This window comes from Nonomuraea sp. NPDC026600, assembly GCF_040638335.1.
Lineage (GTDB): Bacteria > Actinomycetota > Actinomycetes > Streptosporangiales > Streptosporangiaceae > Nonomuraea.
The window spans coordinates 163,322-189,603 of sequence record NZ_JBEZYD010000019.1 but is presented as its reverse complement, the minus strand read 5'-3'; the positions used below and the strand labels follow the sequence as shown (position 1 = coordinate 189,603).

The following is a 26,282-nucleotide window of genomic DNA, read 5'->3' as shown; positions in this document are numbered from 1 at the left end:
ATGCTGAATCAGCTTGGTCCACTTACCGACCTTACTCGGGTCCAAACGCCCGCGGAGGAGAGGGTCACAGCCCATGAGAGTGCGTGTCGAAGGGGATTCGATGCGTCCCGCTCTGGTCGATGGAGACTGGCTTCTCGTACGCCGAGGCGCCGCGGTCCATCCCGGAGATCTCGTCGTGGCGTGGCTTCCCGGCGGGCCCGATCGGCTGATCGTCAAGCGGGCCCGATGGCATGGCGATGGGGGCTGGTGGCTGGAGAGCGACAACCAGCGGGCCAGTGGGCGCCGCGACAGCTGGGACTTCGGCCCGGTGAACGAGATCGTGGGCCGGGTGGTGCTGCGCTACTGGCCTCTCCTGCGGCGGGCGCGGTAGGCGGCCACGTTGGCCCTGCTGGCGCACCGGGCGGAGCAGTAGCGGCGCGAGCGGTTGGAGGAGGTGTCGAGGAAGGCCCGCAGGCAGCGCGGCTCCTGGCACCGGCCGAGCCGGTCGGCGCCCAGCTCGGCGACGACCGCGGCCAGGCCCATCACGGCGCCGGCGGCGGCGTCAGCGGTGCCGTCGGCGCTCACAGCCAGGTGGAGGTGCCAGCGCTGCCCGTCATGGCCCGACAGTTGCGGGCGCACCGGATGGTGGACGAGCAGCGCGTTCAGCCGCGCCACGACGGCTTCCTCGCCACCGGTCCCGTCGAAGACGGCCGCCAGCTCGTCGCGCAGCCCTATGAGCTCGGGTGGCGGGTGCGGATCGTTGACCAACCGGACCGCCCACTCGGCGTAAGAGGTGAGGTCCATGCCGGAGTATTACACGAGCGGCGGGGCGCCCGGAGACCGGACACCCCGCCGTGCTCGGCACTCACGCGCCGGGCGGCCTTGGCTGCCTTGCCCGCACGCGTCGCCCACCTCGCGGCGTCAGCCTTCGGGGTGCAGGACGCGCCTGAGGAAGGAGCGGGTGCGTTCCTGCTGTGGGTCGCCGACCACCTGGGCGGCCGTCCCGTCCTCGACGATCACCCCGCCGTCCATGAACACCACCCGGTCGGCCACCTCGCGGGCGAAGCCCATCTCGTGGGTGACCACCAGCATGGTCATACCCTCCTCCGCCAGCTTGCGCATGACGGCGAGCACGTCGCCGACCAGTTCGGGGTCGAGCGCCGAGGTGGGCTCGTCGAAGAGCATCAGGGCCGGGTTCATGGCCAGGGCCCGGGCGATGGCCACCCGCTGCTGCTGACCGCCGGAGAGCTTGCCGGGATATTCGTGGCACTTGTCGGCGACACCGACCTTGTCCAGGTTCTCCCTGGCGATGAGCTCGGCCTCCTTCTTGCCCCGGTTCAGCACCCGCTGCTGGGCGATCATCACGTTCTGCAGCGCGGTCAGGTGCGGGAAGAGGTTGAACTGCTGGAACACCATGCCGACCTGCCGCCGGGTGGCGTCGATGTCGGCGTCGGGATGGGTCAGCTCGCGGCCGTGGACGAACACCTGGCCTTTGGTGGGCGTCTCCAGCAGGTTCACGCAGCGCAGCAGCGTCGACTTGCCCGACCCCGACGGGCCGATGACGCAGACCACCTGGCCGGGTTCGACGGTGAAGTCGATGCCCTTGAGCACCTCGTTGTCGCCGAAGTACTTGTGCAGGTCCCTGATCTCTACGGCGTGCGTCACCGTTTCCTCCCCTGGCGCGCTTCGAGGCGGCGTACGACGAACCCGAGCGGGATCGTGATCAGCAGGTAGGTGGCCCCGGCCACGATCAGCGGCGTGCTGTTGGCCTGGTCGATCGTGGTGTCGGAGCCGAACTTGGTCAGCTCGGTGGTCGCCGCCGTCACGCCCAGCGTGAAGACCAGCGAGGAGTCCTTGAACAGCAGGATCAGCTCGTTGGTGAGCGGTGGGATCACGATCCTGATGGCCTGCGGGAGGATGATCGAGAGCATCGCCCGGCCCGGCTTCATGCCGAGCGACCTGGCTGCCTCCATCTGCCCCTTGGGCACCGCCTGGATGCCCGCGCGGAACGACTCGGCCATGTAGGCGGCGGCCACCAGGCCCAGCGCGAGCGCCACCGTGCCGTAGACGTCGCCGGGGAGCTTGAACCCGGGGAAGGCGATCGGCAGGCCGAACCCGAGCAGCAGGAAGATGATCAGGGCGGGCAGGCCGCGGAAGATCTCGATGTAGACGAGGGCGACCACCCGGTACGGCGCCACGGAGGACAACCGCATCAGCGCCAGCACGAGACCGAGCACGAAGCCGATCACATAGCCGGCCACGGTGAAGATCAACGTGTTCTTCAGCGCGACCGTGAACAGCGTGGGGAACATCCCCGCCGCGACTTTGCCGTTCAGGAAGTTCTCGAAGATCCTCGGCCAGTCCGCGAGCAGGATCACCCCGACGAGGACGAGCACGAAGACGGCGTACTGGATACCGAGGCTGATCCGGCGGCGCTGGCGGGGGCTGAGCCCGCTGCGGGCGGGCTCAGCGGTGGTCGGCGTGGTCGTCATGATCAGGAGGTGGGCGTCGGGGTCGTGACGGGCGCGGCGCCCATCCACTGCTGGTACTCCTTGGTCCAGGTGCCGTCCTTGATGGCCTCGGACAGCGAATCGTTGATGACCTTGAGCAACGCGGTGTTGCCCTTCTTGACGGCGAAGCCGTACTGCGCGTGGGTCGGCACCTGGCCGGACAGCTCATAGGCCGAGGAGACGTTCGGCTTCTTCATCCAGTCGACGACGACCGGCAGGTCCTGGATGACCATGTCGACCTGGCCGGACTGCAGCGCGAGCAGCAGCTTGCCGGAGTCCTTGAACTCCTTGGCCTCGATGCCCGCGCTCTTGGCCAGCGTGAGGCTGGTCGTACCGGCCTGCACGCCGACGCTCAGGTTCTTGGCCTTGGCGACCTCGAGCGTGGGCACGCCCGCGCCCTTCTTGGTCACCAGGCCGAGCACCTCGTCGAAGTACGGACTGGAGAAGTCGAGATGCTGCTTGCGGTCTTCGGTGATGGTCATACCGGCCGCGGCGACGTCGCACTTGCCGGCGCTGAGCGCGGCACCACCCTTGATCGAGTCGAAGTCGATGTCCACGATGTCCTGCGTCACGCTCAGCTTCTTGGCGACCAGGTCGATCATGTCCACGTCGAACCCGACGACCTTGCCGCTGGCGTCCTTGGACTGGAACGGCGGGTACGGCAGGTTGGTGCAGGTGGTCAGCTTGCCGGGCACGACCAGCGTGACCCCGCCCGCCGCGGTGGCGGGTGCGGAGGACGAGGCACCGGTGGTGCCCGTCTGAGTGGAGCTGCCGCAGGCGGACAGTGCCAAGGCGGCTGTCAGGGCGAGCGCGCCGGTGGTATAGCCACGGCGCGTTCTGGGCCAGAGGGCCATGAGCGGGCCTCCTCAAGAGATATGTAAGGAAAGTTGAGTTTTGTGCAGTTTAAGTTGGTTTTTGCGGCAGACCGCCATCCGACAATTAACAATGCGTCAACGGAACGGAGTCAGTCTCGAGACAGAACCCATCTCAGCATGTGGCACTATGGGAGCCACGGGTGACCCCCGTAACCCCTCGCACGAGACGATCGAAGAGGGGATCCTGGCGGCTACCGAAGCCAGGCCTCTCGCGCCGTCTGCCGAAGGTCTCATCCGTCCGATGACTACTGGGGTCGCTGTGACTACCACTCCCACTTCTGTCGAATCCCTCGATCTCGATCCCGCCTTCGCGCTGCACCGCGGAGGCAAACTAGAGGTCCGATCCACCATTCCGGTCCGTAACGCCGACGACCTTTCCCTTGCCTACACCCCCGGGGTCGCCCGCGTCTGCACCGCCATCGCCGACACGCCGTCACTGGTCAACGACTACACCTGGGTGGCCAATGTGGTCGCCGTCGTCTCCGACGGCACGGCCGTGCTCGGCCTCGGCGACATCGGCCCGGCCGCGGCCATGCCCGTGATGGAGGGCAAGGCGCTGCTGTTCAAGGAGTTCGGGGGCGTCGACGCGGTCCCGATCTGCCTCGACTGCACCGACGTCGACGCCCTGGTCGAGACCGTCGTGCGGCTGGCGCCCTCGTTCGGCGGCATCAACCTGGAGGACATCAGCGCGCCCCGCTGCTTCGAGGTCGAAGACCGGCTGCGGGCCCTGCTCGACATCCCCGTCTTCCACGACGACCAGCACGGCACCGCCATCGTGGTCCTCGCCGCGCTGACCAACGCGGCCCGGCTGACCGGCCGCTCCCTGGGCGACCTGCGCGCCGTGGTGGCCGGCGCCGGCGCGTCCGGGGTCGCGGTCACCAGGATCCTCCTGGAGGCCGGCATCGGTGACATCGCGGTCGCGGACTCCAAGGGCATGCTCTACAGCGGCAGGGAAGGGCTCAACCCGGTCAAGGACGCCCTGGCCCGCGACACCAACAAGGCGGGTCACAAGGGCTCGACCGAGGAGGCCTTGGCGGGCGCCGACGTCTTCCTCGGCCTGTCCGGCTCGACCATGTCGGAGGCGGCCATCGCCTCGATGGCCGCGGACTCGATCGTGTTCGCCCTGTCCAACCCCACCCCCGAAGTGCATCCCGAGGTGGCCGCGAAGTACGCCAGGGTGGTCGCGACCGGCCGCTCCGACTTCCCCAACCAGATCAACAACGTGCTGGCCTTCCCCGGCGTCTTCCGCGGCGCGCTCGACGTCCGGGCCACCACGATCACCGAGAACATGAAGGTCGCGGCGGCCGTCGCGCTCGCCGCGGTGGTGGGCGACGACGTCACGGCCGAGTACGTCATCCCCAGCCCGTTCGACCAGCGGGTGGCGCCCGCGGTGACCGCCGCCGTGGCCGCCCAGGCGCGCGCCGATGGGGTGGCCCGCCTGTAGTCCCTCGGCCCCCTGGGGAAATCGCCAATCTTTCTTTACTCTCCGTGCTATAAAGAGGGCTCTCTGTAAGGATGCGGGCTTCCGGTTGCCGCGAGGAGAGCGATGGAACGCGAGCCCAATCGGCTGCTACAGCAGTTGATCGCGGAGGCGGGCTTCTCCCACAAGGGGCTGGCCAGGCGCCTCAACGACCTGGGCGCCGCGCGCGGCGCCCCCGGCCTGAAGTACGACCACAGCTCCGTGCTGCGCTGGATAGGCGGTCAGCGGCCTCGGGACCCTGTGCCGTGCCTCCTTACCGAGATTTTCGCGCTACGGCTCGGCAGGCCCTTCTCCCCCGTGGAGGTGGGCATGCCGGCCATCGTCTCGCCCCTTGATCTCGGGCAGGAGTTCACGCACACGTGGAAGGAAGGGGTCTCGACCGTGACGGGGCTGTGGCGGGCCGATGTGGAGAGGCGGCGATTCCTGATCGATTCGACTTTCGCGATAGGTGCGGGCTCGGTAGGGGCCGTTCGCTGGCTGACGTCCCCGCCGGAGGAACACCCCGGCGGCGGCGGCTCGCGCGGGGTCGGCCGGGCCGACATCACCGCGATCCATGAGGTCACCCGCTCGTTCGGTGAGCTCGACAACCGGTTCGGCAGCGGACGCGTCCGCGCGTCCGTCATCAACTACCTCGACACCGCGGTCTCTCCGCTGCTCAAAGAGGGCACGTACGGCGAGGCCACCGGCAGGCAACTGGCCGCGGCCGCCGCGGAGCTGACCCGCCTGGCCGGATGGATGGCCTACGACCTGGAGCAGCACGGCCTGGCCCAGCGTTATCTGATCCAGGCGCTGCGCCTGGCCAGAGGGGCCGACGACCACGCGCTGGGCGGCGAGATCCTGGCCGGCATGGCGCACCAGGCCATCTACATGGGCCAGCACGCCCACGCGCTCGACCTGGCCAGGGCCGCCCAGCTCTCGGCCCGCCGAGCGGGCGTCCACACCCTCCTGTGCTCGAGCCTGGTGCAGGAGGCGCACGCCCACGCGGGCCTCGGCGACCCCCGCTCCTGCGGCAACGCGCTGCACGCCGCCGAGGTCGCCTTCGACTCGCGGGCCCCCGGCGACGAGCCGGCCTGGCTGAGCTACTTCGACGAGGCATACCTGTCGGCCAAGTTCGCGCACTGCTTCCGCGATCTGGGGGAGGGGGAGCGGGTCGTCCGGCAGGCGCGTCGCTCGCTCGACATGGACGGTCGCTACGTGCGGGGGCGGATGTTCAACCTGTCGCTCCTGGCGGCCGGGCTGCTGCAGTGCGGTGAGCTCGAGGAGGCGTGCGAGGTGGCGGGGACCGCGCTCAGGCTGGCCGGTGAGCTCCAGTCGGTCCGCTCCCGCTCGTACGCGGCCGATCTGCGCAGGAGGCTGGAGCCGTACAAGAGCGAGCCCGCGGTGCGGGCGCTGCGCGAGCCGTCGGCCGTATAAGTCTCACAGAACGAGCCCGTCTCCGGATCCGGAGACGGGCTCGTGACGTTGTCCTTATTACTACTGCATCATCTCGCCGTTGGGGCCGACGATCGACTTGGTCGCCGCGTACTGGGCCTTGTTGTAGACGTCAGCGGTCTCGCCGTCGAAGTAGGCGGAGCTGATGAAGTCGATCCGGCCGTTGCCGTCCTGGTCGTGGAACATGCTCGTCACGCCGTTGACGTAGCCGGTGCGCTTGTTGTTGTCGTACTTCATCAGCCAGGGGCCGCCGTCGGCGCCGGGGGTCATCGAGCACTTCAGCACCTGGTGCGTCTCGACCTTGAACGTGTTGACCTGGTAGGTCTTCGTGCCGGTCTTGCCGGTGCACCACTTGGGCGTTACACCGGTGAAGGCCTTGTCGCCGTCGGGGTGCGGGGCGCTGGGGTAGCCGAAGGCGGTGACGTTCTGGCCCATGGGCTGGTTCCAGGCGATGCCCTGGCCGCCGACGGTGTCACCGAGCCGGCCCAGGTCCTTGGCGATGCCGATGACGTACTCGGCCATGTAGTACTTGCGCGACGTCCCGGGCTTGACCCACTTCTGTGTGTAGTAGTGGGTGATGAGGTAGTTGCCGGACTTGTCGAGGGTCTTCTTGCCGGGGCCCTTGTAGGCGGTGTACTCCGGCAGGGTGACGGGCACGGTCTCGGGCTCGCCGAACTTGGAGCCGTTGCCCTTGCCGGTCTTGGCGTCCGTGTACTCCTTCTCGCCCACCTCGACCTTCTCCAGGACCGCGCCGGGGAAGTCGGGACCCACCTTGTCGGCCGGAGTGTCGGCGCCCTCGGACCAGCAGTGGCCGAGGCTGAGCACGCACTTGGCGTACTCGGCCGGGCTGATCTCAACCGGCTTGACCCACTTGTCGCCCCGCCACTCCTGGAACTCCTTGAACGACACCTTCTTGTCGGTCGGGAGCGCGAAGCCGTTGTGCACGGCCACGAACGCGAAGTCGCCGTCGTAGTCGTCGTAGGTGTCGAGGTCGTAGCTGGTGAACGCGTAGGCGCCCGCGTACACGCCGAACGGTGCCTTGCCCTGGTAGTAACCGGGGACGAACACCCACTTGGCGAAGACGTCCTTGCCGCGCTCGTAGACGCAGTGGCCCGCGGTGGCGATCAGGTTGCGGTTCCTGGACTGGATGGACGTCGCCGAGCACCAGCGGTAGTTGCCGGCGCTGTCGAGGAAGAAGACCTTGCCGATGGTCTTGGGCAGGTTCACGGCCGTGGACTTGGTCACGGCGGGCGTCGTGCCGGTCGGGGAGGCCGAGCCCGGCTTGCCGTCGGGCGCCTTGGCCTGGGTGGAGACCAGCTTCTGGACGTCCTTGGCATCGACGTTGTACTGCGTGGCCTTCTTGAGCGCGGCACCGTTGGCGTCGAGCCAGAAGTAGGCGTTGCTGTAGGCCTCGGCGGCCTTGGGGGCGAGCGGATCCTGGACCCAGTCGGGGGCGGCGTTGGCGGGGAGGGTGAGGGCGGCGGCGCTCAGGCTGGCAGCGGTCAGGGGGACGAGCAGGCGCTTCACTGGAGATCTCCACAAAGTTAACAAGTGAGGTGTTAAGACCCTATCGACCCTCTGGTCACTCTGGTAACAGATTGTGCTGGAATGTTACGGAAAATGCTGAAGGCCCCGGTCGGACCCCGGAAAGGCCGAAGGGCCCGGCAGGATGCCGGGCCCTTCGGTAAAGCTGGTGAACGATGACCTAGGTCCTCGTTCGATCCGCAGTGAACTACGGGATGAGCTTGCCGGACCACGAAGCCGCAGCGGACTTGTAGATCGCAGCGGTCTCACCGTCGAAGATCGCCGAGGTGATCGTGTCGTAGCGCTTGTTGCCATCGACGTCCACGATGAGGCTGGTGACGCCGTTGACGTAGCCAAGACGCTTCGAGTTGCTGTAGTTCGCGAGCCACGGGCCACCGTCGTAACCGGCGGTGACGGCGCACTTCAGCGACTGGTGCTCCTCGACCTTACGGGCCGGGACCTTGATGACCTTGCTGGCGGTCTTGCCGTAGCACCACTTCGGCGTAACGCCGGTGTAGGGCTTGCTACCGTCAGGGTTGGCACCGTAGGGGTACCCGAAGGTACGAACGACCTTGCCCGCAGCCTGGTTCCACGCGACACCCTGGCCACCGACGTTGTCGCCGAGACGACCGGCGTCCTTGACCTCGTGCACGACGATGAACGGGTCGAGACGCACGAAGCGAGCGACCTTGCCGGGCTTGAACCACTTCTGCACGTAGTAGTGCGTGATGATGTAGTTTCCAGCAGCGTCGCGCGTCTTGGTGCCGGGGCCACGGTAAGCGTGGAACTGCTCACGGGTGACGTTCTCGACGACGGGCTCGCCGAACTTCGCACCACGAGCGCGGCCCACGGGAGCGGCGTCGTAGACGCCCTTGCCAACCTCGAACCGGTCAACCACGGCGCCGGGGAAGTCCGGGCCAGTGGCCTCGTCGGACGAGCCCGGGTCCACGTCGTAGTAGTCCGTGGTCTTGGGGTCGAGCTTGCCCTTCTTGTACTCGTCCTCGGTGACCGTGACGTCCTTGACGAACTTCTCGCCTTCGTACGCCTTGTAAGCGGTCCAGTCGACCAGCTTGGGCTTGTTCAGCGTGCCGCCGATGCCGTTGTACACGGTCACGAACGCGTAGTCGCGGTCGAAGTCCTCGTACACGTCAAAGTCGTAGTGCGTGAACGCCTGCTTGCCCACGTACAGGCCGTAGGGCACCTTGCCCTGGTAGTAACCCGGGACGAAGACCCAGCGCGAGACGACCTCGTCGTTGCCGGCGATGTCGTAGACGCAGTGACCGGCCGTGGCGACCAGGTTGCGGTACTGCGACTGGATCGAGGTGCCCGAGCACCAGTACAGCTTGCCGTCGCGGCCCTCGAAGAACACCTTGCCGATGGTCTTCGGCAGGTTGACGTTCTGGGACTTGACGGCGGTCTTCTTCTCCTCGCCGATCGGCACGGAGCTGCCGGGCTTGGTGTCGGCGCTATAGCCGCCACCACGGGAGATTTTTTCAACCTCGAGCGAGTCGGGGTTGAAGGCCACAGCCGACTTGAGAGCCGCGTAGTCGGACTTGCTCCAGAAGTCCAGCGTCTCAGCAGCCTGGGCAGCGGTCTTCGCGAGCGGGTCGCTCGCAACGTCGCTGGTGGCCTGAGCGGTGCCGGCGAGGCCGGCAGCCAGCAGACCGGTGGCCAGAATGGCGCCACCGGCGGGGAGGAGGATGCGCTTCAAGGTAACTCCTTGCGCTGTCGTGGGGAGCTTCTTGCGCCCCATGCGTCAGTAAAGGGATAGCCAGGAACATACAGTGTGGATCTTGAACTCGGGTAGCTGCTTTGGCAGTAAAAAGGGCGCTAAGTCGGGCGTGATCGTTCCGTGATGTTTAAACGGCGATAGAGGATGACTTGCCGGAAGTGCCGGATGACACCGTTTCCGCAGATCAACATAAGGAAGTTGTCAGTGTTGCTGCGGTGGCGAGAGTGCCGCCGTCTCGGCGGCCATCCGGCTGATGTGACGCAGATCACATCGACTTGATGGCACCGTCTGGGCGCGCCATGCGTCAAAACGCCCTTCAGATTTGTCCCGGGAACGCCGAAGGGCCCGGCGATGCCGGGCCCTTCGCGAGTTACCGCTGTGCGTACCGTCCGAAACCGGTCGCGGTGCGTTACTTAGAGGATCTTGCCGGACCACACGTTCGCCGCGGACTTGTACACCGCAGCGGTCTCACCGTCGAAGTACGGCGAGGAGATGTAGTCGACGCGCTTGTTGCCGTCCTGGTCGTTGAAGGTGCTGGTGACACCGTTCACGTAGCCGAGACGCTTGCTGTTGCTGTAGTTGAGCAGCCAAGGGCCACCGTCGGCGCCCTCGGTCATCGCGCACTTGAGCGCGACGTGCTCTTCGATCTTCTTGGCGGCCGAGCCGACGACCTTCTTGCTGGTCTTGCCGTAGCACCACTTGGGCGTGATGCCCGTGTAGTTCTTGTGGCCGTCGGGGTGCGGGGCGGCCGGGTAGCCGAACACGCGGACGTACTTGCCCGTGGGCTGGTTCCAGGACACGCCCTGGCCGCCGACGACGTCACCGAGGCGACCGACGTCCTTGGCAGCACCTTCGATGATGAAGAACTCGGTCTTGTAGAACTTGGTCGCCGTGCCGGGCTTGTACCACTGCTGCACGTAGTAGTGCGTGATGGTCCAGTTGCCGCGAGCGTCCTGCACCTTGGTGCCCGGGCCCGTGTAGGCGTCGTACGCCGCCTTGGTCACGTTCTCGGTGACGGGCTCGCCGAACTTGTTGCCGTTGCCCTTGCCCACCTTGGCGGCCTCGTAGGCAGCCTTGGCGACCTCGACCTTGGCGACCTCGGCGTTGGGGTAGTCCGGGCCGGCGGCCTCGGCCTTGCTGCCGCGCTTGGCCCAGCACGCCTCGATCGACGTCGGGTCGAGCTTGCACTTGCGGAACTCGTCCCGCGTGATCTCGACGTCCTTGGCGTCCTTGATGCCCTGGTACTTCTCGAAGTCGGACTTGGAGACCTTCTTCGCGGTACCGGCGCCGAGCTGGATGCCGTTGTACACGGTCACGAACGCGTAGTCGCGGTCGTAGTCCTCGTACACGTCGAAGTCGTAGTGGGTGAAGGCCTGCTTGCCCACGTAGATCCCGAACGGGGTCTTGCCCTGGTAGTAGCCGGGCACGAAGACCCACTTGGACATGACGTCCGAGTTGGTGGCGGTGTCGTAGACGCAGTGACCGGCCGTGGCGACCAGGTTGCGGTACTTCGACTGGATCGAAGTGGCCGAGCACCACTTCTTCTCGCCCTTGCTGTTGACGAAGAACACCTTGCCGATGGTCTTCGGCAGGTTCACGTTCTGAACCTTGACGGTGGTCTTCTTCTCCTGGCCGATCGGCACGGAGGACCCAGGCTTGCTGTCCGCGCTGTAGCCGCCCTTGCTCTGCAGCTTGGCGACGTCGCCGGCGTCCCAGACGTTGGACTCCTTCGCGGCCTTGAGGGCGGCGTTGTTGGTGCCCGACCAGAAGTCCGCGATGGCCTTCGCGTCAGCGGCGCTCTTCGCCATCGGGTCGGAGGCTACGTCGCTGGCGGCCGTGGCCGTACCGGCGAGGCCGGCAGCCAGAAGGCCGGTAGCCAGGATGGCGCCACCGGCGGGGATGAGGATGCGCTTCAAGGGAACTGCTCCTTGCTCTGTCGTGAGACGCAACATGTGTCTCATGCGTCAGTAAAGGGATAGCAAGGAACATAGCGTGGTGATCTCCGCAGGTAAAAGCCGTTCTGCCCTATCCGGAAGCCACCCTTACCGTCGTGACCTTTCCGTTACCAGTCAGAGATCTTAGCGGAGGGTGATCGAATTGCCACGTTTTCGCTGGGTATGAAGGGGGCATGGCGGAGGGGTCGCGAAGGGCCCGACACGCTTCGTGGCCGCCTCAATGTGACTCAGATCACAGGAACCAGATTGGCGCGAGCTCCGTCTAATACGGCCAAATCCACTGCGATGATCTTGGAGAAGCACGAAAAAGGGGCCCAGCCGAACCCGGCCGGGCCCCTTTTGGGGTGTGGAGCGTTACTTGTAGAGCTCGCCGTTCGGGCCGACGATCTTGCCGGACCAGGCGTTCTTGGCCGAGTTGTAGACCGCGGCCGTCTCACCGTCGAAGTACGGCGAGGTGATGTAGTCGATGCGGTCGTTGCCGTCCTGGTCGGCGAACGTGCTCGTCACGCCGTTGACGTAGCCCAGACGCTTGCCGTTGCTGTAGTTGGACAGCCAGGGGCCGCCGTCGAAGCCGGGCGTCACGGCGCACTTGAGGCCGATGTGCTCCTCGATCTTGAGCCACGGCGCGCCCACCGCCTTGGTGGTGGTCTTGTTGTAGCACCACTTCGGCGTCACGCCGCTGTAGGGCTTGTTGCCGTCGGGGTGCGGGCCCGCGGGGTAGCCGAAGGCGCGGACCTGCTTGCCGGTGGGCTGGTTCCAGGCCACGCCCTGGCCGCCGACGACGTCACCGAGTCGGCCGGCGTCCTTGGACAGCAGGATGTAGTAGCGCCCGCCCCAGTTCCGCTTGGGGCCGACGAAGCCGTCGTACTCCTTGCGGTCCACCTGCTTGACGCCGTTGAAGGAGATGCCGTTGTAAACGGTCACGAACGCGTAGTCGCGGTCGTAGTCCTCGTAGGTGTCGAAGTCGTAGTGGGTGAAGGCCTGCTTGCCCACGTAGATGCCGAACGGCGCCTTGCCCTCGTAGTAGCCGGGCACGAAGACCCAGTTGTTCAGCAGGTCCTTGTTGCTGTCGGTGTCGTATACGCAGTGGCCGGCGGTGGCGACCAGGTTGCGGTAGTTCGACTGGATCGACGTGGCCGAGCAGTAGCGGAACTTGCCCTGGCCGTCGACGAAGAAGACCTTGCCGAGCGTCTTGGGCATGTTCACGTTCTGAACCTTGCCCGGGGCCTTCTTCTCCTCCCCGATGGGAGTGGCGCTTCCCGGATTGCCGTCGGGGCTGTAGCCGCCCTTCGAGACGACCTTCCTGACCTCTTTGGCGTCCCAGGTGTAGGCGGTGGCGGAGCGGAGGGCGGCGAAGTTGGACGCGGCCCAGAAGGACGCGACCGAGGAGGCCTGCTGTGTCGTACGGGCCATGGGGTCGGTGGCGATGTCGCCCTGTGCCTGAGCGGTGCCTGCCAGGCCGGCGGCCAGGAGGCCGGTCGCCAGAACGGCGCCACCGGCCGGGAGAAGGATGCGCTTCAAGGTAAAACTCCAGACGCGGGGCGCCTCGTGCGCCCCAGAATGCAGCAAACGGACAGGCCGGAACCTATCGGTCTGACTCTGGTCCTGTGAATTGCCTGCTACTGGAGTCAAGCGCGACGATCATGCCCGTGACCTTCCCGAGATCTGAAACCGGCTGATCACTCGGGGTGGCGATACGTTGCGTGTAACTTACGTCACATTTTGCGGTGTAGTGAGCACTGCGGCGCGTCGGTAGACGTCGCCGGTCGTGGTGTTGAAGGTCGGCGAGGACACCGCGTCGTAGCCGCCCTTGGCGTCTCTGTTCCAGGTCAAGCTGTTGATCCCGTTGAGGAATCCGACCTTCTGGACGGCCTGGTAGTTGATCAGCCAGGGGCCGCCACTCGCGCCGGCGCTGAAGTCGCACGGCTGGAGCTGCACGCCGTACTGCAGGTCGAGGCTGGGGGCCACGGTACGTCTCGTGGTGCCCGAGCACGCCTTCAGCGTCTTGCCGTCGAACGGGCGGCTGCCGTCGGGCTGCGGGCCCGCCGGGTAACCGAAGGCGGAGATCGAGATGGCCAGGCCCTTGCCGATCGTCAGACCCTGCCCGCCGACGTTGTCCTGCAGGCGGCCGACGTCCTGCATCACGAGCTGGCCGCCCTTCTCCACCCACTTGAAGCCGCGGTGCACGGTGACGAAGGCGTAGTCGAAGTCGTAGTCGCCCTTGCCCGGCCAGTCCTCGTGCATGCTGATCGCGGCGCCCACGTAGATGCCGTCGGGCGTCTCCCCGCCGGGACCCGGATTGGGGACGAAGATCCAGTAATCAGCGGGCTTGGCCTGGCGCGAGTCGTACGCGCAGTGCCCGGCGGTGGCCACCACGCTGCGGTTCTTGGCCGCGACCGAGCTGGCCGAGCACCAGTACTCCTTGTCGCCGAAGCGGAAGAAGACCTTGCCCATGGTCTTGGCGGCCGTGCTGTTCTTCGGGAGGACGGGTCCGACGCTCAGCGGGCTCCGCGAGCGCTTCAGCGTGACGATCTGGCTCGCCCCGGCGGCGGCGGTGGCGGTGGGCGAGGACTGCGAGGCCGGCGTGGCGGGGCTGTAGCTGTCGGCATTCTTGAGACGGTCGGGCTTCCAGTACTCGGCGACCTTCTTCATGTCCGCCACCGACTTGGCCAGCGTGACCGAGTAGACCCGGCTGTCGGCCGCGGCCGAGGCGGTCCCCACGAGGGCAGGCAGCAGCAGCAGCGCGCTGAGGGCAGCCGCTGCCAGGTGCCGGACCCGGGGGATCATGGAAATGCCTTGCCTTTGGGGGTTAGTAGTTCTGGGGGTGTAACGATGGATTTTTCCAGATCACTCACTGTATTGCAGCTCGGATGGCGATTCGTTATGAGATCAAGCGTGACTTGTACCTCATAAGGAGTGCGTCAAGGGCGCCATCCGGATAGCGGCACCGATCCTATGTGAAGGTCGTTTCCGCACGTCACAGGCATAGTACATGACGCGACTTCGATGTCCACCCGGCTTTTTCCGGATGCCTTTCTTGATCACTGTAAGAGTGCGAGAAGGCCCCGGCCGGGGAGCGGCCGGGGCCCGGGGTGGGTGCTACCGCGTTGTTACGGCATGTTGCCGGTCCACCGGTTCGCGGCCGCCTTGTGCACCTTGTAGGTGTCGGTGGTGAAGTACGGCGACGAGACGTGGTCGTAGCGGTCGTTACCGTCCGTGTCCCACGCGACGCTGTTGACGCCGATCGGGTAACCGGTGCTTGTCGCCGTCGGGGTGCTCGCCGGCCAGGTAGCCGAAGGAGAACACGTTCGCCTTCGTGCGGTTCCAGGTGAAGCCCTGGCCGCCGACGTCGTCACCTCCCAGTACGACGGGATGAAGATCCAGTTGTCGTGGAAAGCGTCCTTTGGCGTCGAGGTCCGTGTCGTAGTCGGCCGCCAGCTTGATGCGGTCGGGCGTCCAGAACTGGACCGCCTGCTCCGCGGGAGTGGCCGCGTTCTTGGACACGACGTCGGAGGGTGGGGTCGCGCCGGCGGCGGTGCTGCCGACCATCCCCGCGGCCAGGCCGATGGCCGGCAGCCCGGCGGGCGGGATCGCGATGCGCCTTGCCCGGGAATACATGAAGCTCCTCTCGGTTCTCGGCGGCCCAGAGCGGGGTACGGCGCCCCGGTGGGCCAGGAAAACGTTCGGAACGTTAATGAATGGCGCAACCCGGCAGTCAGGAAACGACATGAAAAAGTCTTGGACGGTTCTGTTCCGTTATGGGAATATCCAGATCGCATGTATTCAGAGAAAGCATTTCCGCAGGTAGAAGTGCATGTTAATTGCCTCTGGCATCACTGGTAACGGTGATTGTCAAAAGGCACTGCTTACCAACCGAATGTTATTCTGGTTAGATGGGTGACATGGATCCACGCACCCCCTGTCTCATAGGCACGGCCCAGCGCACCGTTCGCGAGCAGCCGGGCCCGGAACCGCTCGACCTGTGGGAGCACGTCGCGCGCGAGGCGGCTCGCGAGGCGCGGCTGGCGGTCGAGCGGCTCGACTCGATCCAGCTCGTCTACACCGACTCCTGGCAGTACGACTCCCCGGTCGGCCGGCTCGCCGACCGCCTGGGCGCCGCGCCCCGGCACCGGGCGTACTCCAGGGTCAGCGGTACGTCCCCGCAGCTTCTCATCGGCGAGGCCGCGGGCCGGATCGCGGCGGGGGAGCTCGACTCGGCCCTGATCGCCGGCGCCGAGGCGCTGGCCACGCGCCGGGCCTACCGGCGGGCGGGCGAGCACGTGCCGTGGAGCCATCCGGCCGATCCCAAGCCGCCCTACGGCTGGGAACGCCCGCCGCACCCGGCGGAGCTGGCCCACGAGCTGTTCCTGCCGGTCCACACCTACGCGATCATGGAGACGGCCCGCCGCGCGTCCCTCGGTATGTCGATAAATGAGGAAATGGTGGACCGGGGGCGGATGATGGCGCCGATGACCGAGGTCGCCGCCGCGAACCCCCACGCCTGGCGGCGTACCGCCCGCACCCCGGAGGAACTGGTCGCCGGCCACCGCTTCATCGGCTGGCCGTACACGCGCGACACCGTGGCCGTGGGGGAGGTCGACCAGGCCGCGGCCGTCGTCCTGGTCTCCGCCGGACTCGCCGACCGGCTCGGCGTACCGGATGACCAGCGGGTCTACCTGCGCGGATGGGCATACGGCGAGGACACGTGGGAGGTGGCGGCCCGGCCCGCGCTCGGCGCCTCGCAGGCCATCGCGCGCACCGCCGAGGCCGCGTTCGCGCGGGCCGGGCTGGGCCTGGACGACATCCACGCGCTCGACCTCTACAGCTGCTTCGCCATCGCGCTGCGGCAGGCGTGCGACGCGATCAAGCTGGACCCGCTCGACCGGCGCGGCCTGACGGTCACCGGCGGCCTGCCGTACGCGGGCGGTCCCTCCAGCGACTACGTCCTGCACTCGACGGCCACCATGGCGGGGCTGCTGCGCGCCCAGCAGGGCCACGGGCTGGTGACGGGCGTCGGCATGCACCTGACCAAGCACACGTACGCGATCTGGTCCACGGACCCGGGCGGCACGCTGGGCGATGCCACTCCCGTCTTCACCGCCTACCCGGTGGAGATCGTCGCCCTGTACGACGGCCCCGCCACGGTGGCCGGCTACACGGTGGCGCATGGGCGCGACGGGGTCGCGGAGAAGGGCATCCTCGTCGCCGACCTGCCCGGCGGGGGCCGGGCCCATGCTCACGTGCTGGAGGAGGAACTCCTGGCGGACGCGATGTCCAGGGAACTGGTCGGCCGGCGGGTGCGGCTGGTGTCCGACGGGAAGGTCAATGTGGCGCGGTGGTGAGATTAAAAAACTGTGCAAGAATCGTGAGCACATGATTACTATCTGCTGTTGACATTTTTATGTCAGGGGCGGACGCTGATGTCATGCGGAGGACCACGGTGCGGATCGACGACGCACTCCTCAACGAGGCCAAGGCGTACGCGGCACGAAACGGACGCAGTCTCACCTCGGTGATGGAGGATGCCTTGCGACAACTGCTCAACCGCTCCACGGAGGCGGCCGAACGGCCCCGCGTGGAGCTACCGGTGTCCGGCGATTCCGACGGGCCCAAGATCCCCTGGGCAGAGCTCAAGGAGCTGATGGAAGTGGACTTCCTGGAGCACCAGCTGGCGAAGTGCGGGGGCCGCGATGCGGATGCTTGATGTCAACATCCTGGTCAACGCGCAGCGCCGCGATGCCGAGCACCATCAGGAATGCCTGGCCCTCGTCGAGGAGGTCGTCAACGGCGACGAGGCCTACGCGGTCAGCGACTTCGTGATCAACGGTTTCCTGCGGGTCGTGACCAACCACCGCATTCCGCAGAGCACCCCGTTCGAGACGGCCTGCCGGTTCGCGGAGAGCGTCCGCAACCAGCCGCACGCCGTCCTGGTCAACGCCGGATCGAGACACTGGGAGATCCTCACCAAGCTCTGCCGCGCATCGGGCGCCACGGGCAAACTCCTGCCCGACGCCTATCTCGCCGCACTGGCCATCGAGCACGGTTGTGAATTCGTGACCTGCGACACCGATTTCGCCAAGTTCCAAGGCTTGCGCTGGCGGCATCCGCTCAACTGAACTGAGGACGGAAACGCCAGCCGCACTACTCGGCAGGGGATCACCGTGGCCGATCAGTTCGACGTCATCGAGGCAGGCGAGCGTGGCCGGCGCCGGTGGGTCGGGATCGGGGTGGTGCTGGCGTTGCTGGTGGTTCCCATCGTCAGCCTGCTCGCGAGTCGCGACCCCGGGCAGGGGCAGGTGCCGCCGCCGACCGCCGCGCCGGCGCCCGTGCCCATCCGGTCGTTGACCAGGGTCGAGGGCGCGCCCAACGTCGTACGCGCGCCGGCCAAGGTCAAGGGCGGCGACGAGGTCATCCCGGTGGTGTTCCCCGACGGGCGGCACGCGGACGTCCGCTACCCGGCCGAGCTGCGGCTCAACGAGCTGGGCGCGCGCCCGTTCGTGGGCGCCTGGGTGGCCGGGCACTATCGCGGGCTCTACGCCCCCTACGGCGGCGAGATGGAGATCTCCAGGGGCGGCCAGCCCATCAGGAACTTCACCCCGAACGTCACCCTCTGGCCGCGCCAGCCGGGCGGCGGCTCGTACGGGCAGGTGCTGATGTTCGCGTTCGGCAAGTGGCGGCTGGCGCTCTACGACCGGCCCGAGGGGCTGAGTTTCGAGGAGCGGCTGGCGGCGGCCAAGGGCCTGCGCGGGAAGGTCGGCAAGGACGGCTACCTCGTCCTGAGTGGCGGCGGCGACGCGATCCGCCTGGCGGAGCCCGGTGAGACCGCCCAGGGCGACCCGGTCGGGCCGCAGCTCTGGTTCGGCGGTGGCGTCGGCGACATGCTCGCGCTCATCCCCACCCCCGACTGCCAGAAGGACGGCAGGACGCCGTCGGCGGTCAACGGCCGCGGCCGGCCCGCCCGGGTCGTGTGCCGGGGCGACGTGCAGATCGCCGCCTCGGGCTCGCGCTCGTTCGTCGAGCATGCCATCGACGGGATCCGGATCACGCTGAAGTAAGGTGCGGCCATGTTCGCCGTAACCGCTACACAGACCGATCCCGACAACCCTCTCGCCGGGCTGACGCTCGGCGAGCATCCGGAGCCGCAGGTTCCGGACGGCTGGACGACCGTCACGGTACGGGCGACCGCACTCAACCACCATGACCTGTGGACGCTCAAAGGCGTGGGCATCAGGCAGGACCGGCTGCCGATCGTGCTCGGCTGCGACGCGGCCGGGGTGGACGCCGACGGCAACGAGGTCATCGTGCACGCGGTGATCGGCTCCGGGGCCGACGAGACGCTCGACCCGAAGCGTTCGCTGCTGTCGGAGGTTCACGACGGGACGTTCGCCGAGCGGGTCGCCGTGCCGCGCCGCAACCTGGTGCCCAAACCGGCCGCGCTCACCTTCGAGGAGGCCGCCTGCCTGCCCACGGCCTGGCTGACCGCTTACCGCATGCTGTTCGACAAGGCCGGGCTCGAGCCCGGCTCCACCGTGCTCGTGCAGGGGGCGGGTGGCGGGGTGGCCACCGCGCTGATCGCGCTCGGCCGGGCGGGCGGCTACCGGGTCTGGGCGACCAGCCGCTCGGCCGCCAAGCGGGAGCAGGCCGTGAAGCTCGGCGCCGACCAGGTCTTCGAGCCTGGCGCGCGGCTGCCCGAGCGGGTCGACGCCGTCATGGAGACCGTCGGCCAGGCCACCTGGGACCATTCGCTCAAGTCGCTCAAGCCCGGCGGGCGGATCGTGGTCTGCGGTGCCACCAGCGGCGCGGTCCCGCCCGCTGACCTGAACCGGGTGTTCTTCCTGCAGCTCTCGGTGATCGGCTCCACGATGGGCACGCGGGACCAGCTTCAGCGGCTGGCCGTGTTCCTGGAGCAGACCGGGCTGCGGCCGGTCATCGACAGGACGCTGCCGCTGTCGGACGCCCGTGACGGCTTCGCCGCCCTGGCCGAGGGTGACATTTTCGGAAAAATTGTCTTTACCCGCTGAATAAGTGAAGGGTTACTTCTGCGCATCCGGGATGATACAAAGAAGGTGAGGTTGTATCACCCCGGGAGGCGCCGTCGTGGACGTCGAGCCGTTCGGCCCAGGCTCGTTGCACTGGGAAACCGCTGGTGAATACCGCAACCTGCTCGTGGCGGGTAGCGCGCTGGTCCTCCAGACCATGCACCCCGCGGTGGGCGCGGCCGTCGCCCAGTACTCCACGTACAAGGAGGATCCGTGGGGTCGGCTCAACCGCACGCTCGCCTCGATCCACACATGGGTGTACGGCGGAGCGGGCGGCCTTGCCGAGGGTGAGCGGCTGCGGGAGCTGCACAAGCCGATCAGCGGGGTGGACGAGCAGGGCAGGTGCTACCACGCGCTGAACGGTGCGGCCTGGGCCTGGGTGCACCTGTCGCTGTTCGAGCGCTTCGTCACCCTCAACCGCTACTTCGGCACCCCCTACACCGAAGACGGCGAACGCCGGCTCTACGCGGAGACGCGGCAGCTTGGCGCGATCCTGCGGGTGCCGGAGCGGGAGATGCCGCCGACCGTCGAGGAGTTCTGGTCCTACTTCGACGAGATGGTGGCCGAACGGCTGGAACCGCATCCGACGGCGCTCGACGTGCTCGCCGTCATGCGGGGGACCCCGATGCCGCCCGGGCTGCCCCGGCCGCTGCGGCGGCTCTGGGCGCCGGTGGGTGCCGGATCGGGGGAGATCAACTACTTCGTGACCGTGGGGACGCTGCCGCCCGCCGTACGGGAGAAGCTGGATCTACCCTGGTCGGCGCGGGACGAGCGGCGGCTGCGGCACCTCGGGCGGGCGGTGGCGATGCTCATCCCGCGCCTGCCGGAGCGGTTGAGGTATATGCCGATGCCCTTTCACGCGCGGAAGGCCGCCCGGAGGCTGCGGGGCCTGGAGCGGGCTCTTCGCTCGGCGTAGCGGCCGGCCCCGCCTGATCATGGCTTCAGGGAGTCGCGGATCTGCCGGGCGGCCTCGTCGAGCGTGGCGCGTACCTCGTCGATGGCCTTGCGGGTGAGCAGGGTGGCCGACGCCTCGCGGCGTACCTGGGCGACGAAGTCGGCCAGGCGCTCGCCCAGCTCGGCGTCCAGCTCGGCGCGGCTGGGCGGTGCGCCGCCCAGCGTGCTCCAGACCTCGGACCAGATCCTGCGCCACTCGCCGCCGAGCCGTTCGCCGTGGTCCTGCCAGTGTGTGGCGTGCTCCATCCACTGGCGCTTCTGCTGCTCCTTGAGCCGCTGGATGTTGGCCTTCTGCTGGTCGCGCAGGCGCTTGGGGTCGTCGACGGCGCCGGTGCGGACGTCCTTGGCCATCCGGGTGAGCTCGTCGCGCAGCGACTTGACCGTGTCGCGGACGTCCTCCTTCACCTCGCGCGCGATGTCGCGCACCGAGGCGGAGATCTCCTGCTCCAGGTCGTCGAGCTCGTCGAGGCGGGCGTTGAGCTCGTCGCGGCCCCTGTCGGTGATCGAGAACACCTTCTTGCCCTCGACCACCTCGTGCGTCACCAGCCCCTCCTCCTCCAGGCGGGCCAGGCGCGGGTAGATCGTGCCGGGGGAGGGCGAGTAGACGCCGAGGAAGCGGTCCTGCAGCAGGCGGATGACCTCGTACCCGTGCCGCGGGCTCTCCTCCAGCAGCTTCAGCAGATACAGCCGGAGCCGGCCGTGACCGAAGACAGGGCTCATCGCTTCTCCCCTTTGAGCAGCGTGACCTCGCCGGAGACCGTCGTCGCCGACACCGAGGCCATGCCGCCACCCAGCCGCCCGGACATCGACTTGGTGCCCGGACCGCTCGCGTCTGACAGGTTTTCGAATGTGCTGACCAGCCTGCCGGAAGTGGACCTCATGCTGACGTCCGCTTCCACGTTCTCGGGCAGCCTGACCAGGATGTCACCGGACATGCTGTGGAAGGTCACATATCCGGTCGGACGCAGCTCCAAGTCGGCGGTGATCCGTCCGGACACGGTGTTGGCCCTGAGCCGGCGCGGCGTCCCGTCGGCGACGGTGAGCTCGCCCGAGACGCTGGTGAACGTCAGGTCGCCGTCCATCGTCCGGCACTCGACATCGCCGGAGACGGTGGTGGCGCTGACGTTGCCGCTCACACCGTCGAGCACGATGTCCCCGGAGACGCTCCTGACCTGGGTCGTCTTCTCGAACCCGGCCACGACCGCCGAGGCGGAGACGACTCCCGCGTTGATCGTGCACCTCTTGGGCACGGCGAGCGTCAGGATGCTCTGGCGCCGGTCACGCCGCAGCCAGCCGAGTAACCCGTCCCAGGTGAGGTCCTTGTAGGCGACGCTCAACTCCCCGCTCTCCTCGTCGTAGGTCACGATCAGCGGCGCGGAGTCGATCTCGGCCACCTCCAGCGTCGGTGGCCCGTCGCTGGCCAGCACGGCCACCCGCCCGGCGACGATCCGCACGTCGAGCGCGGTCACCGAACCGAACGTCAGCTGCTCCGGCCCCTCGATCGTCCACTGCTGCATGATCCCCGCCCCTCCTGACGACACATCCACATAAGACACGATATGTCGCGTCTATCGAAAACTCAAGATGTATCGCGTCTGGTGGCGATGAGTATTTCGCGTCAGTCGTCCTCGTCGTCGAGCCGGGCCAGCCAGGTGGCCAGGCGCTCGATCGGGGTCTCGAACTCGGGGTTCAGATCGACGAACTCACGCAGCCGCTCACCCAGCCACAGCAGGCTGACCTCTTCCTCGCCACGCCGTTCGACCAGCTCCTCGATCCCCCGGTCGGTGAAGTACATCGTGCTCCCCTTCATTGATGACGCAGCCGCGAGGTCAGGTCGTCGGCTGCGATCCAGGCGTCGGCACGCCCACGTCTGACTTTAGTCAGGAGTCCGCGCTGCTCGAGATCGCGCAGGGTGGCCGGCCGCGTGGCCGGCGAAGGTGCCCATTCAGCAGTGAGCCCCCACCAAAGGCGGGGGCTCACTGGGTGATGCCTGATCTAGCCGAACAGCTCGCTCAAGATCTCCTCGAGCTCATTGTCGTGGCTGGCGTGTGAGCCGGTCGCGGGTGAGCTGTTGGGGGTCCGCGAGACGCGGCGCAGGGAGCGGCCGCTCAGCAGGCCGGGGTCCTCGGCCAGCTTGAGCGTGAGGTATGGCCACGGCCCCATGTTGACCGGCTCGTCCTGTGCCCACACCAGCTCGGCCTGCGAGCCGTAGCGGGAGAGCTCGGCGGCGAGCTCCTCCACCGGGAACGGGTAGAGCCGCTCCAGACGGACCAGTGCGACGTCGTTACGGCCCGACTTCTCGCGCCGGTCGAGCAGGTCGTAGTAGATCTTGCCCGAAGAGAGCACGATCTTGGTGACCTGGCCCGGGTCCACCACGGTGTCGCCGAGGACCGGCTGGAAGGTGCCCGTGGTGAAGTCGGACGCCTTCGAGGTGGCCCGCTTGTGCCGCAGCAGCGACTTCGGGGTGAAGACGACCATCGGCTTGCACCTGCCCGACTCGACCTGCCACCTCAGCAGGTGGAAGTAGTTGGCCGGGGTGGAGGGCTGCGCGACCGTCATGTTATCGAGCGCGCAGACCTGCAGGAACCGTTCGATGCGGCCCGAGGAGTGATCAGGGCCCTGACCCTCCATGCCGTGCGGCAGCAGCAGTACGACACCCGACTTCTGGCCCCACTTCTGCTCACCGGACGAGATGAACTCGTCGATGATCGTCTGGGCGCCGTTGACGAAGTCGCCGAACTGGGCCTCCCAGGCCACCAGGGCATCGGGGCGCACGACGCTGTAGCCGTACTCGAAGCCCAACGCCGCGAACTCGCTGAGCAGCGAGTCGTAGATGTAGAACTTCGTGGTGCCCTGGTTGAAGACCTTGAGCGGGGTGTGGTCCTCGCCGGTCACCCGGTCGACCAGCACCGCGTGGCGCTGGGTGAACGTGCCCCGCCGGGTGTCCTGGCCGACCACGCGGACCGGGTGGCCATCGATGAGCAGCGAGCCGAAGGCCAGCGTCTCACCCATGCTCCAGTCGATCGCGTCCTGCTCGACCGCCTGACCGCGACGCTGCAGCACCGGCGCCAGGCGCGGGTGCGGCGTGAAGCCCTCAGGCAGGTTGAGCTGGGTGTCGACGATCCGCTTGAGCGTCTCGTCGCTGATCGCGGTCGGCGTTTCGTCGTGCGACCACTTGATCACCTCAGCGGGCGGCACCCGCATCGCACCCGCCTCCAGCGGCTTCTTCGCCGCCTCACGGGTCTCGGTGAACGCCTGCTCCAGCTTGGCCTGGTAGTCGCGCAGCGCCTGCTCGGCCTCCTCCACCGTGATGTCGCCCCGGCCGATCAGCGCCTCGGTGTAAAGCTTGCGAGTGGAGCGCTTGGCGTCGATCAGGTCGTACATCAGCGGCTGGGTGAAGGCGGGGTTGTCGCCCTCGTTGTGGCCGCGGCGGCGGTAGCAGATGAGGTCGATGACGACGTCCTTGCGGAACGTCTGGCGGTATTCGTAGGCCAGCTCGCCCACGCGGACCACGGCCTCGGGGTCGTCGCCGTTGACGTGGAAGATCGGCGCCTGGATCATCCGGGCCACGTCGGTCGCGTAGACGCTCGACCGGGACGAAGCAGGAGATGTCGTGAAGCCGACCTGGTTGTTGACCACGACGTGCACGGTGCCACCGGTGCGGTAGCCGCGCAGCTGCGACAGGTTGAGCGTCTCGGCCACGACGCCCTGGCCGGCGAAGGCCGCGTCGCCGTGGATGAGGATCGGCAGGACCGTGAAGCCCTCCTCACCGCGCTCCAGCAGGTCCTGCTTGGCGCGGACGACGCCTTCGAGCACCGGGTCGACCGCTTCCAGGTGGGACGGGTTGGCCACCACGGAGGCGGCGATCGTCTTGCCGCTGGGAGCGGTGAACGTGCCCGACGCGCCCAGGTGGTACTTCACGTCACCCGAGCCGTGCGCGGTGCGCGGGTCGATGTTGCCCTCGAACTCGCCGAAGATCTGCCCGTAGGACTTGCCGACGATGTTGGCGAGCACGTTGAGCCGGCCGCGGTGGGCCATGCCCATGACGACCTCGTCGAGGTCCTCGTCGGCCGCGTCGCTGATCACCGAGTCGAGCAGCGGGATCAGGGACTCGCCGCCCTCCAGCGAGAAGCGCTTCTGCCCGACGAACTTCGTCTGCAGGAACGTCTCGAAGGCCTCGGCCGTGTTGAGCCTGCTCAGGATGTTGAGCTGCTCGTCACGTGCCGGGGAGGCGTGCGGCTTCTCGACGCGCGCCTGGATCCAGGAGCGCTCCTCGGGGTTCTGGATGTGCATGTACTCGATGCCGACCGTGCGGCAGTAAGAGTCGCGTAGCACGCCCAGGATCTCGCGGAGCTTCATCAGCGGCCGGCCGCCGAAGCCGCCGGTGGCGAACTCGCGCTCCAGGTCCCACAGCGTCAGGCCGTGTGACTGGATGTCGAGGTCGGGGTGCTTACGCTGTTTGTACTCCAGCGGGTCGGTCTCGGCCATGAGGTGGCCGCGTACCCGGTAGGCGTGGATCAGCTCGATCACCCGCGCGGACTTGGCCACGTCGTCGTCGTGCGAGGCCGAGATGTCCTGGACCCAGCGGACCGGCTCGTAGGGGATCCGCAGCGCCTCGAAGATCTCGTCGTAGAAGCCGTCCTCGCCGAGCAGCTGCCGGTGGATCGTGCGCAGGAAGTCGCCCGACTGGGCGCCCTGGATGATCCGGTGGTCATAGGTGCTGGTCAGCGTCATGACCTTGGAGACGGCCAGGCGTGAGAGCGTGTCGGGTGCGGCGCCCTGGTATTCGGCCGGGTATTCCATCGCGCCGACGCCGATGATCGTGCCCTGGCCGGGCATCAGTCGCGGCACCGAGTGGACGGTGCCGATGGTGCCGGGGTTGGTCAGCGAGATCGTGGTGCCCGCGAAGTCGTCGACCCCGAGCTTGCCGGAGCGAGCCTTGCGGACGACCTCCTCATAGGCCATCCAGAACTGCCGGAAGTCCATGTCCTCGGCGCCCTTGATGGAAGGCACCAGGAGCTGTCGCTCGCCGTTGCTCTTCTGGACGTCGATGGCCAGGCCGAGACCGACGTGCTGCGGCTTGACCAGGGTCGGCTTACCGTCGACCTCGGTGTAGGAGAAGTTCATCTCCGGCATGGCCCGCAGCGCCTTGACGACGGCATAGCCGATCAGGTGCGTGAAGGAGACCTTGCCGCCGCGACCCCGCTTGAGGTGATTGTTGATCACGATGCGGTTGTCGATGAGCAGCTTGGCCGGGATGGCCCGGACGCTGGTCGCACTCGGGATGACGAGCGAGGCGTCCATGTTGGCGGCGGTGCGTGCGGCGGCACCGCGCAGTTTGACCTCCTCGGCACCCGCGGGCACCGGGGCCGCGGGCTGCTTCGGCTTGGCAACGGGGACCGGAGCTGTCGGCGCAGCCTTCGCTGGAGCCGCCGCCGGAGCGGAAGCGGTCACAGTGCCGTTCGCCGCCTCCTTGGCGGGCATCCTGCCCGGTCCGTAGTCAGGGTTGTAGTCAGCGAAGAAGTTCCACCAAGCCTTGTCAACAGACTCTGGATCTTGGAGATACTTCTGGTACAGCTCGTCGACAAGCCACTCGTTCTGTCCAAAGCTTGCCAGCGGGTTTGTCCGCGACGACTCAGACGACACGGCGGAAATCGCCCTCTTCCGCAGATCGGCGTTGATGTTAGAGAACCTGTCCAAGGTTACTCGTCTTGCTCGGCGGCGCGTGCAGGAGAGGCCATGCTGCCTCGTCCGATCCTCTCAGGAGAGTCCCAAGAGGTCACGACCCCCTAGTCAATCCAGG

General features: G+C 67.4%; 23 protein-coding genes. 9 read left to right on the top strand and 14 right to left on the bottom strand.

The features are described from left to right. The first annotated feature begins 73 nt into the window (after positions 1–73). On the top strand, positions 74–370 hold the full coding sequence (locus AB0F17_RS36405; RefSeq protein ID WP_358032208.1) for a S24 family peptidase: 297 nt from the start codon (positions 74–76) through the stop codon (positions 368–370). On the opposite strand, the gene AB0F17_RS36400 is transcribed toward AB0F17_RS36405, so the two are convergent. From AB0F17_RS36400 to AB0F17_RS36385, 4 genes are all read right to left on the bottom strand, one after another. Further along, positions 340–783 carry a CGNR zinc finger domain-containing protein gene (locus tag AB0F17_RS36400; RefSeq protein WP_358032205.1) on the bottom strand — a complete coding sequence of 148 codons (444 nt, stop codon included), beginning with the start codon at positions 781–783 and terminating at the stop codon, positions 340–342. The genes AB0F17_RS36405 and AB0F17_RS36400 overlap by 31 nt on opposite strands. A 117-nt stretch (positions 784–900) precedes the next feature. Continuing rightward, the gene (locus tag AB0F17_RS36395) at positions 901–1,644 is read right to left on the bottom strand and encodes an amino acid ABC transporter ATP-binding protein (RefSeq protein WP_358032202.1); all 744 of its coding nucleotides are present in this window, start codon (positions 1,642–1,644) and stop codon (positions 901–903) included. After that, the gene (locus tag AB0F17_RS36390; RefSeq protein WP_358032199.1) at positions 1,641–2,519 is read right to left on the bottom strand and encodes an amino acid ABC transporter permease; all 879 of its coding nucleotides are present in this window, start codon (positions 2,517–2,519) and stop codon (positions 1,641–1,643) included. Before AB0F17_RS36390 ends, AB0F17_RS36395 begins: the two co-directional genes overlap by 4 nt. Continuing rightward, positions 2,474–3,343, bottom strand: coding sequence for an ABC transporter substrate-binding protein (locus tag AB0F17_RS36385; RefSeq protein WP_358032197.1), 870 nt, complete (start codon positions 3,341–3,343; stop codon positions 2,474–2,476). Before AB0F17_RS36385 ends, AB0F17_RS36390 begins: the two co-directional genes overlap by 46 nt. Before the next feature lie 262 nt (positions 3,344–3,605). On the opposite strand from AB0F17_RS36385, the gene AB0F17_RS36380 reads away from it, so the two are divergent. Then, on the top strand, positions 3,606–4,808 hold the full coding sequence (locus AB0F17_RS36380) for an NADP-dependent malic enzyme (protein ID WP_358032194.1): 1,203 nt from the start codon (positions 3,606–3,608) through the stop codon (positions 4,806–4,808). A 102-nt stretch (positions 4,809–4,910) separates the two neighbouring features. Beyond that, positions 4,911–6,257, top strand: a complete 1,347-nt coding sequence (locus tag AB0F17_RS36375; RefSeq protein ID WP_358032191.1) for a hypothetical protein — start codon at positions 4,911–4,913, stop codon at positions 6,255–6,257. A 60-nt stretch (positions 6,258–6,317) separates the two neighbouring features. Here AB0F17_RS36375 and AB0F17_RS36370 read toward each other — a convergent pair whose 3' ends face one another. The 6 genes from AB0F17_RS36370 to AB0F17_RS36345 all read right to left on the bottom strand — a co-directional run bounded on the left by AB0F17_RS36370 (position 6,318) and on the right by AB0F17_RS36345 (position 15,104). Further along, a complete protein-coding gene (locus tag AB0F17_RS36370) occupies positions 6,318–7,802 on the bottom strand; it encodes a hypothetical protein (protein WP_358032188.1) in 1,485 nt (494 codons plus the stop codon). Between the two features lie 205 nt (positions 7,803–8,007). Next, complete coding sequence (locus AB0F17_RS36365; RefSeq protein ID WP_358032185.1) at positions 8,008–9,510, bottom strand: hypothetical protein; 1,503 nt, start codon at positions 9,508–9,510, stop codon at positions 8,008–8,010. A 434-nt stretch (positions 9,511–9,944) separates the two neighbouring features. Beyond that, positions 9,945–11,447: a hypothetical protein gene (locus AB0F17_RS36360; RefSeq protein ID WP_358032183.1), complete on the bottom strand. Its 1,503-nt coding sequence runs from the start codon at positions 11,445–11,447 to the stop codon at positions 9,945–9,947. Positions 11,448–11,840: 393 nt separating this feature from the next. Then, entirely contained in the window at positions 11,841–13,007 is a 1,167-nt protein-coding gene (locus AB0F17_RS36355; protein WP_358032181.1) for a hypothetical protein, read from the bottom strand. Positions 13,008–13,196: 189 nt separating this feature from the next. Then, complete coding sequence (locus tag AB0F17_RS36350) at positions 13,197–14,273, bottom strand: hypothetical protein (protein ID WP_358032177.1); 1,077 nt, start codon at positions 14,271–14,273, stop codon at positions 13,197–13,199. A 420-nt stretch (positions 14,274–14,693) separates the two neighbouring features. Continuing rightward, positions 14,694–15,104: a hypothetical protein gene (locus tag AB0F17_RS36345; RefSeq protein WP_358032173.1), complete on the bottom strand. Its 411-nt coding sequence runs from the start codon at positions 15,102–15,104 to the stop codon at positions 14,694–14,696. A gap of 275 nt (positions 15,105–15,379) precedes the next feature. On the opposite strand from AB0F17_RS36345, the gene AB0F17_RS36340 reads away from it, so the two are divergent. The 6 genes from AB0F17_RS36340 (at position 15,380) to AB0F17_RS36315 (ending at position 20,441) form a co-directional block, all read left to right on the top strand. Beyond that, positions 15,380–16,828: an acetyl-CoA synthetase gene (locus AB0F17_RS36340; protein WP_358032170.1), complete on the top strand. Its 1,449-nt coding sequence runs from the start codon at positions 15,380–15,382 to the stop codon at positions 16,826–16,828. A gap of 83 nt (positions 16,829–16,911) precedes the next feature. Then, positions 16,912–17,190, top strand: coding sequence for a DUF6364 family protein (locus AB0F17_RS36335; protein ID WP_358032167.1), 279 nt, complete (start codon positions 16,912–16,914; stop codon positions 17,188–17,190). Next, positions 17,177–17,602, top strand: a complete 426-nt coding sequence (locus tag AB0F17_RS36330) for a type II toxin-antitoxin system VapC family toxin (protein WP_358032164.1) — start codon at positions 17,177–17,179, stop codon at positions 17,600–17,602. The genes AB0F17_RS36335 and AB0F17_RS36330 overlap by 14 nt, the downstream gene beginning before the upstream one ends. 45 nt (positions 17,603–17,647) lie before the next feature. Further along, the gene (locus AB0F17_RS36325) at positions 17,648–18,541 is read left to right on the top strand and encodes a hypothetical protein (protein ID WP_358032162.1); all 894 of its coding nucleotides are present in this window, start codon (positions 17,648–17,650) and stop codon (positions 18,539–18,541) included. A 9-nt stretch (positions 18,542–18,550) separates the two neighbouring features. Further along, positions 18,551–19,507: a zinc-binding dehydrogenase gene (locus AB0F17_RS36320; protein WP_358032160.1), complete on the top strand. Its 957-nt coding sequence runs from the start codon at positions 18,551–18,553 to the stop codon at positions 19,505–19,507. 76 nt (positions 19,508–19,583) lie between these two features. Further along, complete coding sequence (locus tag AB0F17_RS36315; RefSeq protein WP_358032157.1) at positions 19,584–20,441, top strand: oxygenase MpaB family protein; 858 nt, start codon at positions 19,584–19,586, stop codon at positions 20,439–20,441. Between the two features lie 17 nt (positions 20,442–20,458). On the opposite strand, the gene AB0F17_RS36310 is transcribed toward AB0F17_RS36315, so the two are convergent. From AB0F17_RS36310 to AB0F17_RS36295, 4 genes are all read right to left on the bottom strand, one after another. After that, on the bottom strand, positions 20,459–21,199 hold the full coding sequence (locus AB0F17_RS36310) for a helix-turn-helix transcriptional regulator (RefSeq protein ID WP_358032155.1): 741 nt from the start codon (positions 21,197–21,199) through the stop codon (positions 20,459–20,461). Next, a complete protein-coding gene (locus AB0F17_RS36305; protein ID WP_358032152.1) occupies positions 21,196–22,026 on the bottom strand; it encodes a DUF4097 family beta strand repeat-containing protein in 831 nt (276 codons plus the stop codon). The genes AB0F17_RS36310 and AB0F17_RS36305 overlap by 4 nt, the downstream gene beginning before the upstream one ends. Before the next feature lie 71 nt (positions 22,027–22,097). After that, positions 22,098–22,274, bottom strand: coding sequence for a DUF6104 family protein (locus AB0F17_RS36300; protein WP_181308704.1), 177 nt, complete (start codon positions 22,272–22,274; stop codon positions 22,098–22,100). Between the two features lie 200 nt (positions 22,275–22,474). Continuing rightward, entirely contained in the window at positions 22,475–26,125 is a 3,651-nt protein-coding gene (locus tag AB0F17_RS36295) for a multifunctional oxoglutarate decarboxylase/oxoglutarate dehydrogenase thiamine pyrophosphate-binding subunit/dihydrolipoyllysine-residue succinyltransferase subunit (RefSeq protein WP_358032149.1), read from the bottom strand. Positions 26,126–26,282: the final 157 nt, after the last annotated feature.

What these genes read in the sequence shown, in the direction of transcription:
- AB0F17_RS36310 (WP_358032155.1), bottom strand. Translation starts at nt 21,199, where the DNA reads ATGAGCCCTGTCTTCGGTCACGGCCGGCTCCGGCTGTATCTGCTGAAG.
- AB0F17_RS36405 (WP_358032208.1), top strand. Translation starts at nt 74, where the DNA reads ATGAGAGTGCGTGTCGAAGGGGATTCGATGCGTCCCGCTCTGGTCGAT.
- AB0F17_RS36330 (WP_358032164.1), top strand. Translation starts at nt 17,177, where the DNA reads ATGCGGATGCTTGATGTCAACATCCTGGTCAACGCGCAGCGCCGCGAT.
- AB0F17_RS36350 (WP_358032177.1), bottom strand. Translation starts at nt 14,273, where the DNA reads ATGATCCCCCGGGTCCGGCACCTGGCAGCGGCTGCCCTCAGCGCGCTG.
- AB0F17_RS36300 (WP_181308704.1), bottom strand. Translation starts at nt 22,274, where the DNA reads ATGTACTTCACCGACCGGGGGATCGAGGAGCTGGTCGAACGGCGTGGC.
- AB0F17_RS36340 (WP_358032170.1), top strand. Translation starts at nt 15,380, where the DNA reads ATGGGTGACATGGATCCACGCACCCCCTGTCTCATAGGCACGGCCCAG.
- AB0F17_RS36380 (WP_358032194.1), top strand. Translation starts at nt 3,606, where the DNA reads ATGACTACTGGGGTCGCTGTGACTACCACTCCCACTTCTGTCGAATCC.
- AB0F17_RS36400 (WP_358032205.1), bottom strand. Translation starts at nt 783, where the DNA reads ATGGACCTCACCTCTTACGCCGAGTGGGCGGTCCGGTTGGTCAACGAT.
- AB0F17_RS36335 (WP_358032167.1), top strand. Translation starts at nt 16,912, where the DNA reads ATGCGGAGGACCACGGTGCGGATCGACGACGCACTCCTCAACGAGGCC.
- AB0F17_RS36345 (WP_358032173.1), bottom strand. Translation starts at nt 15,104, where the DNA reads ATGTATTCCCGGGCAAGGCGCATCGCGATCCCGCCCGCCGGGCTGCCG.
- AB0F17_RS36375 (WP_358032191.1), top strand. Translation starts at nt 4,911, where the DNA reads ATGGAACGCGAGCCCAATCGGCTGCTACAGCAGTTGATCGCGGAGGCG.
- AB0F17_RS36385 (WP_358032197.1), bottom strand. Translation starts at nt 3,343, where the DNA reads ATGGCCCTCTGGCCCAGAACGCGCCGTGGCTATACCACCGGCGCGCTC.
- AB0F17_RS36320 (WP_358032160.1), top strand. Translation starts at nt 18,551, where the DNA reads ATGTTCGCCGTAACCGCTACACAGACCGATCCCGACAACCCTCTCGCC.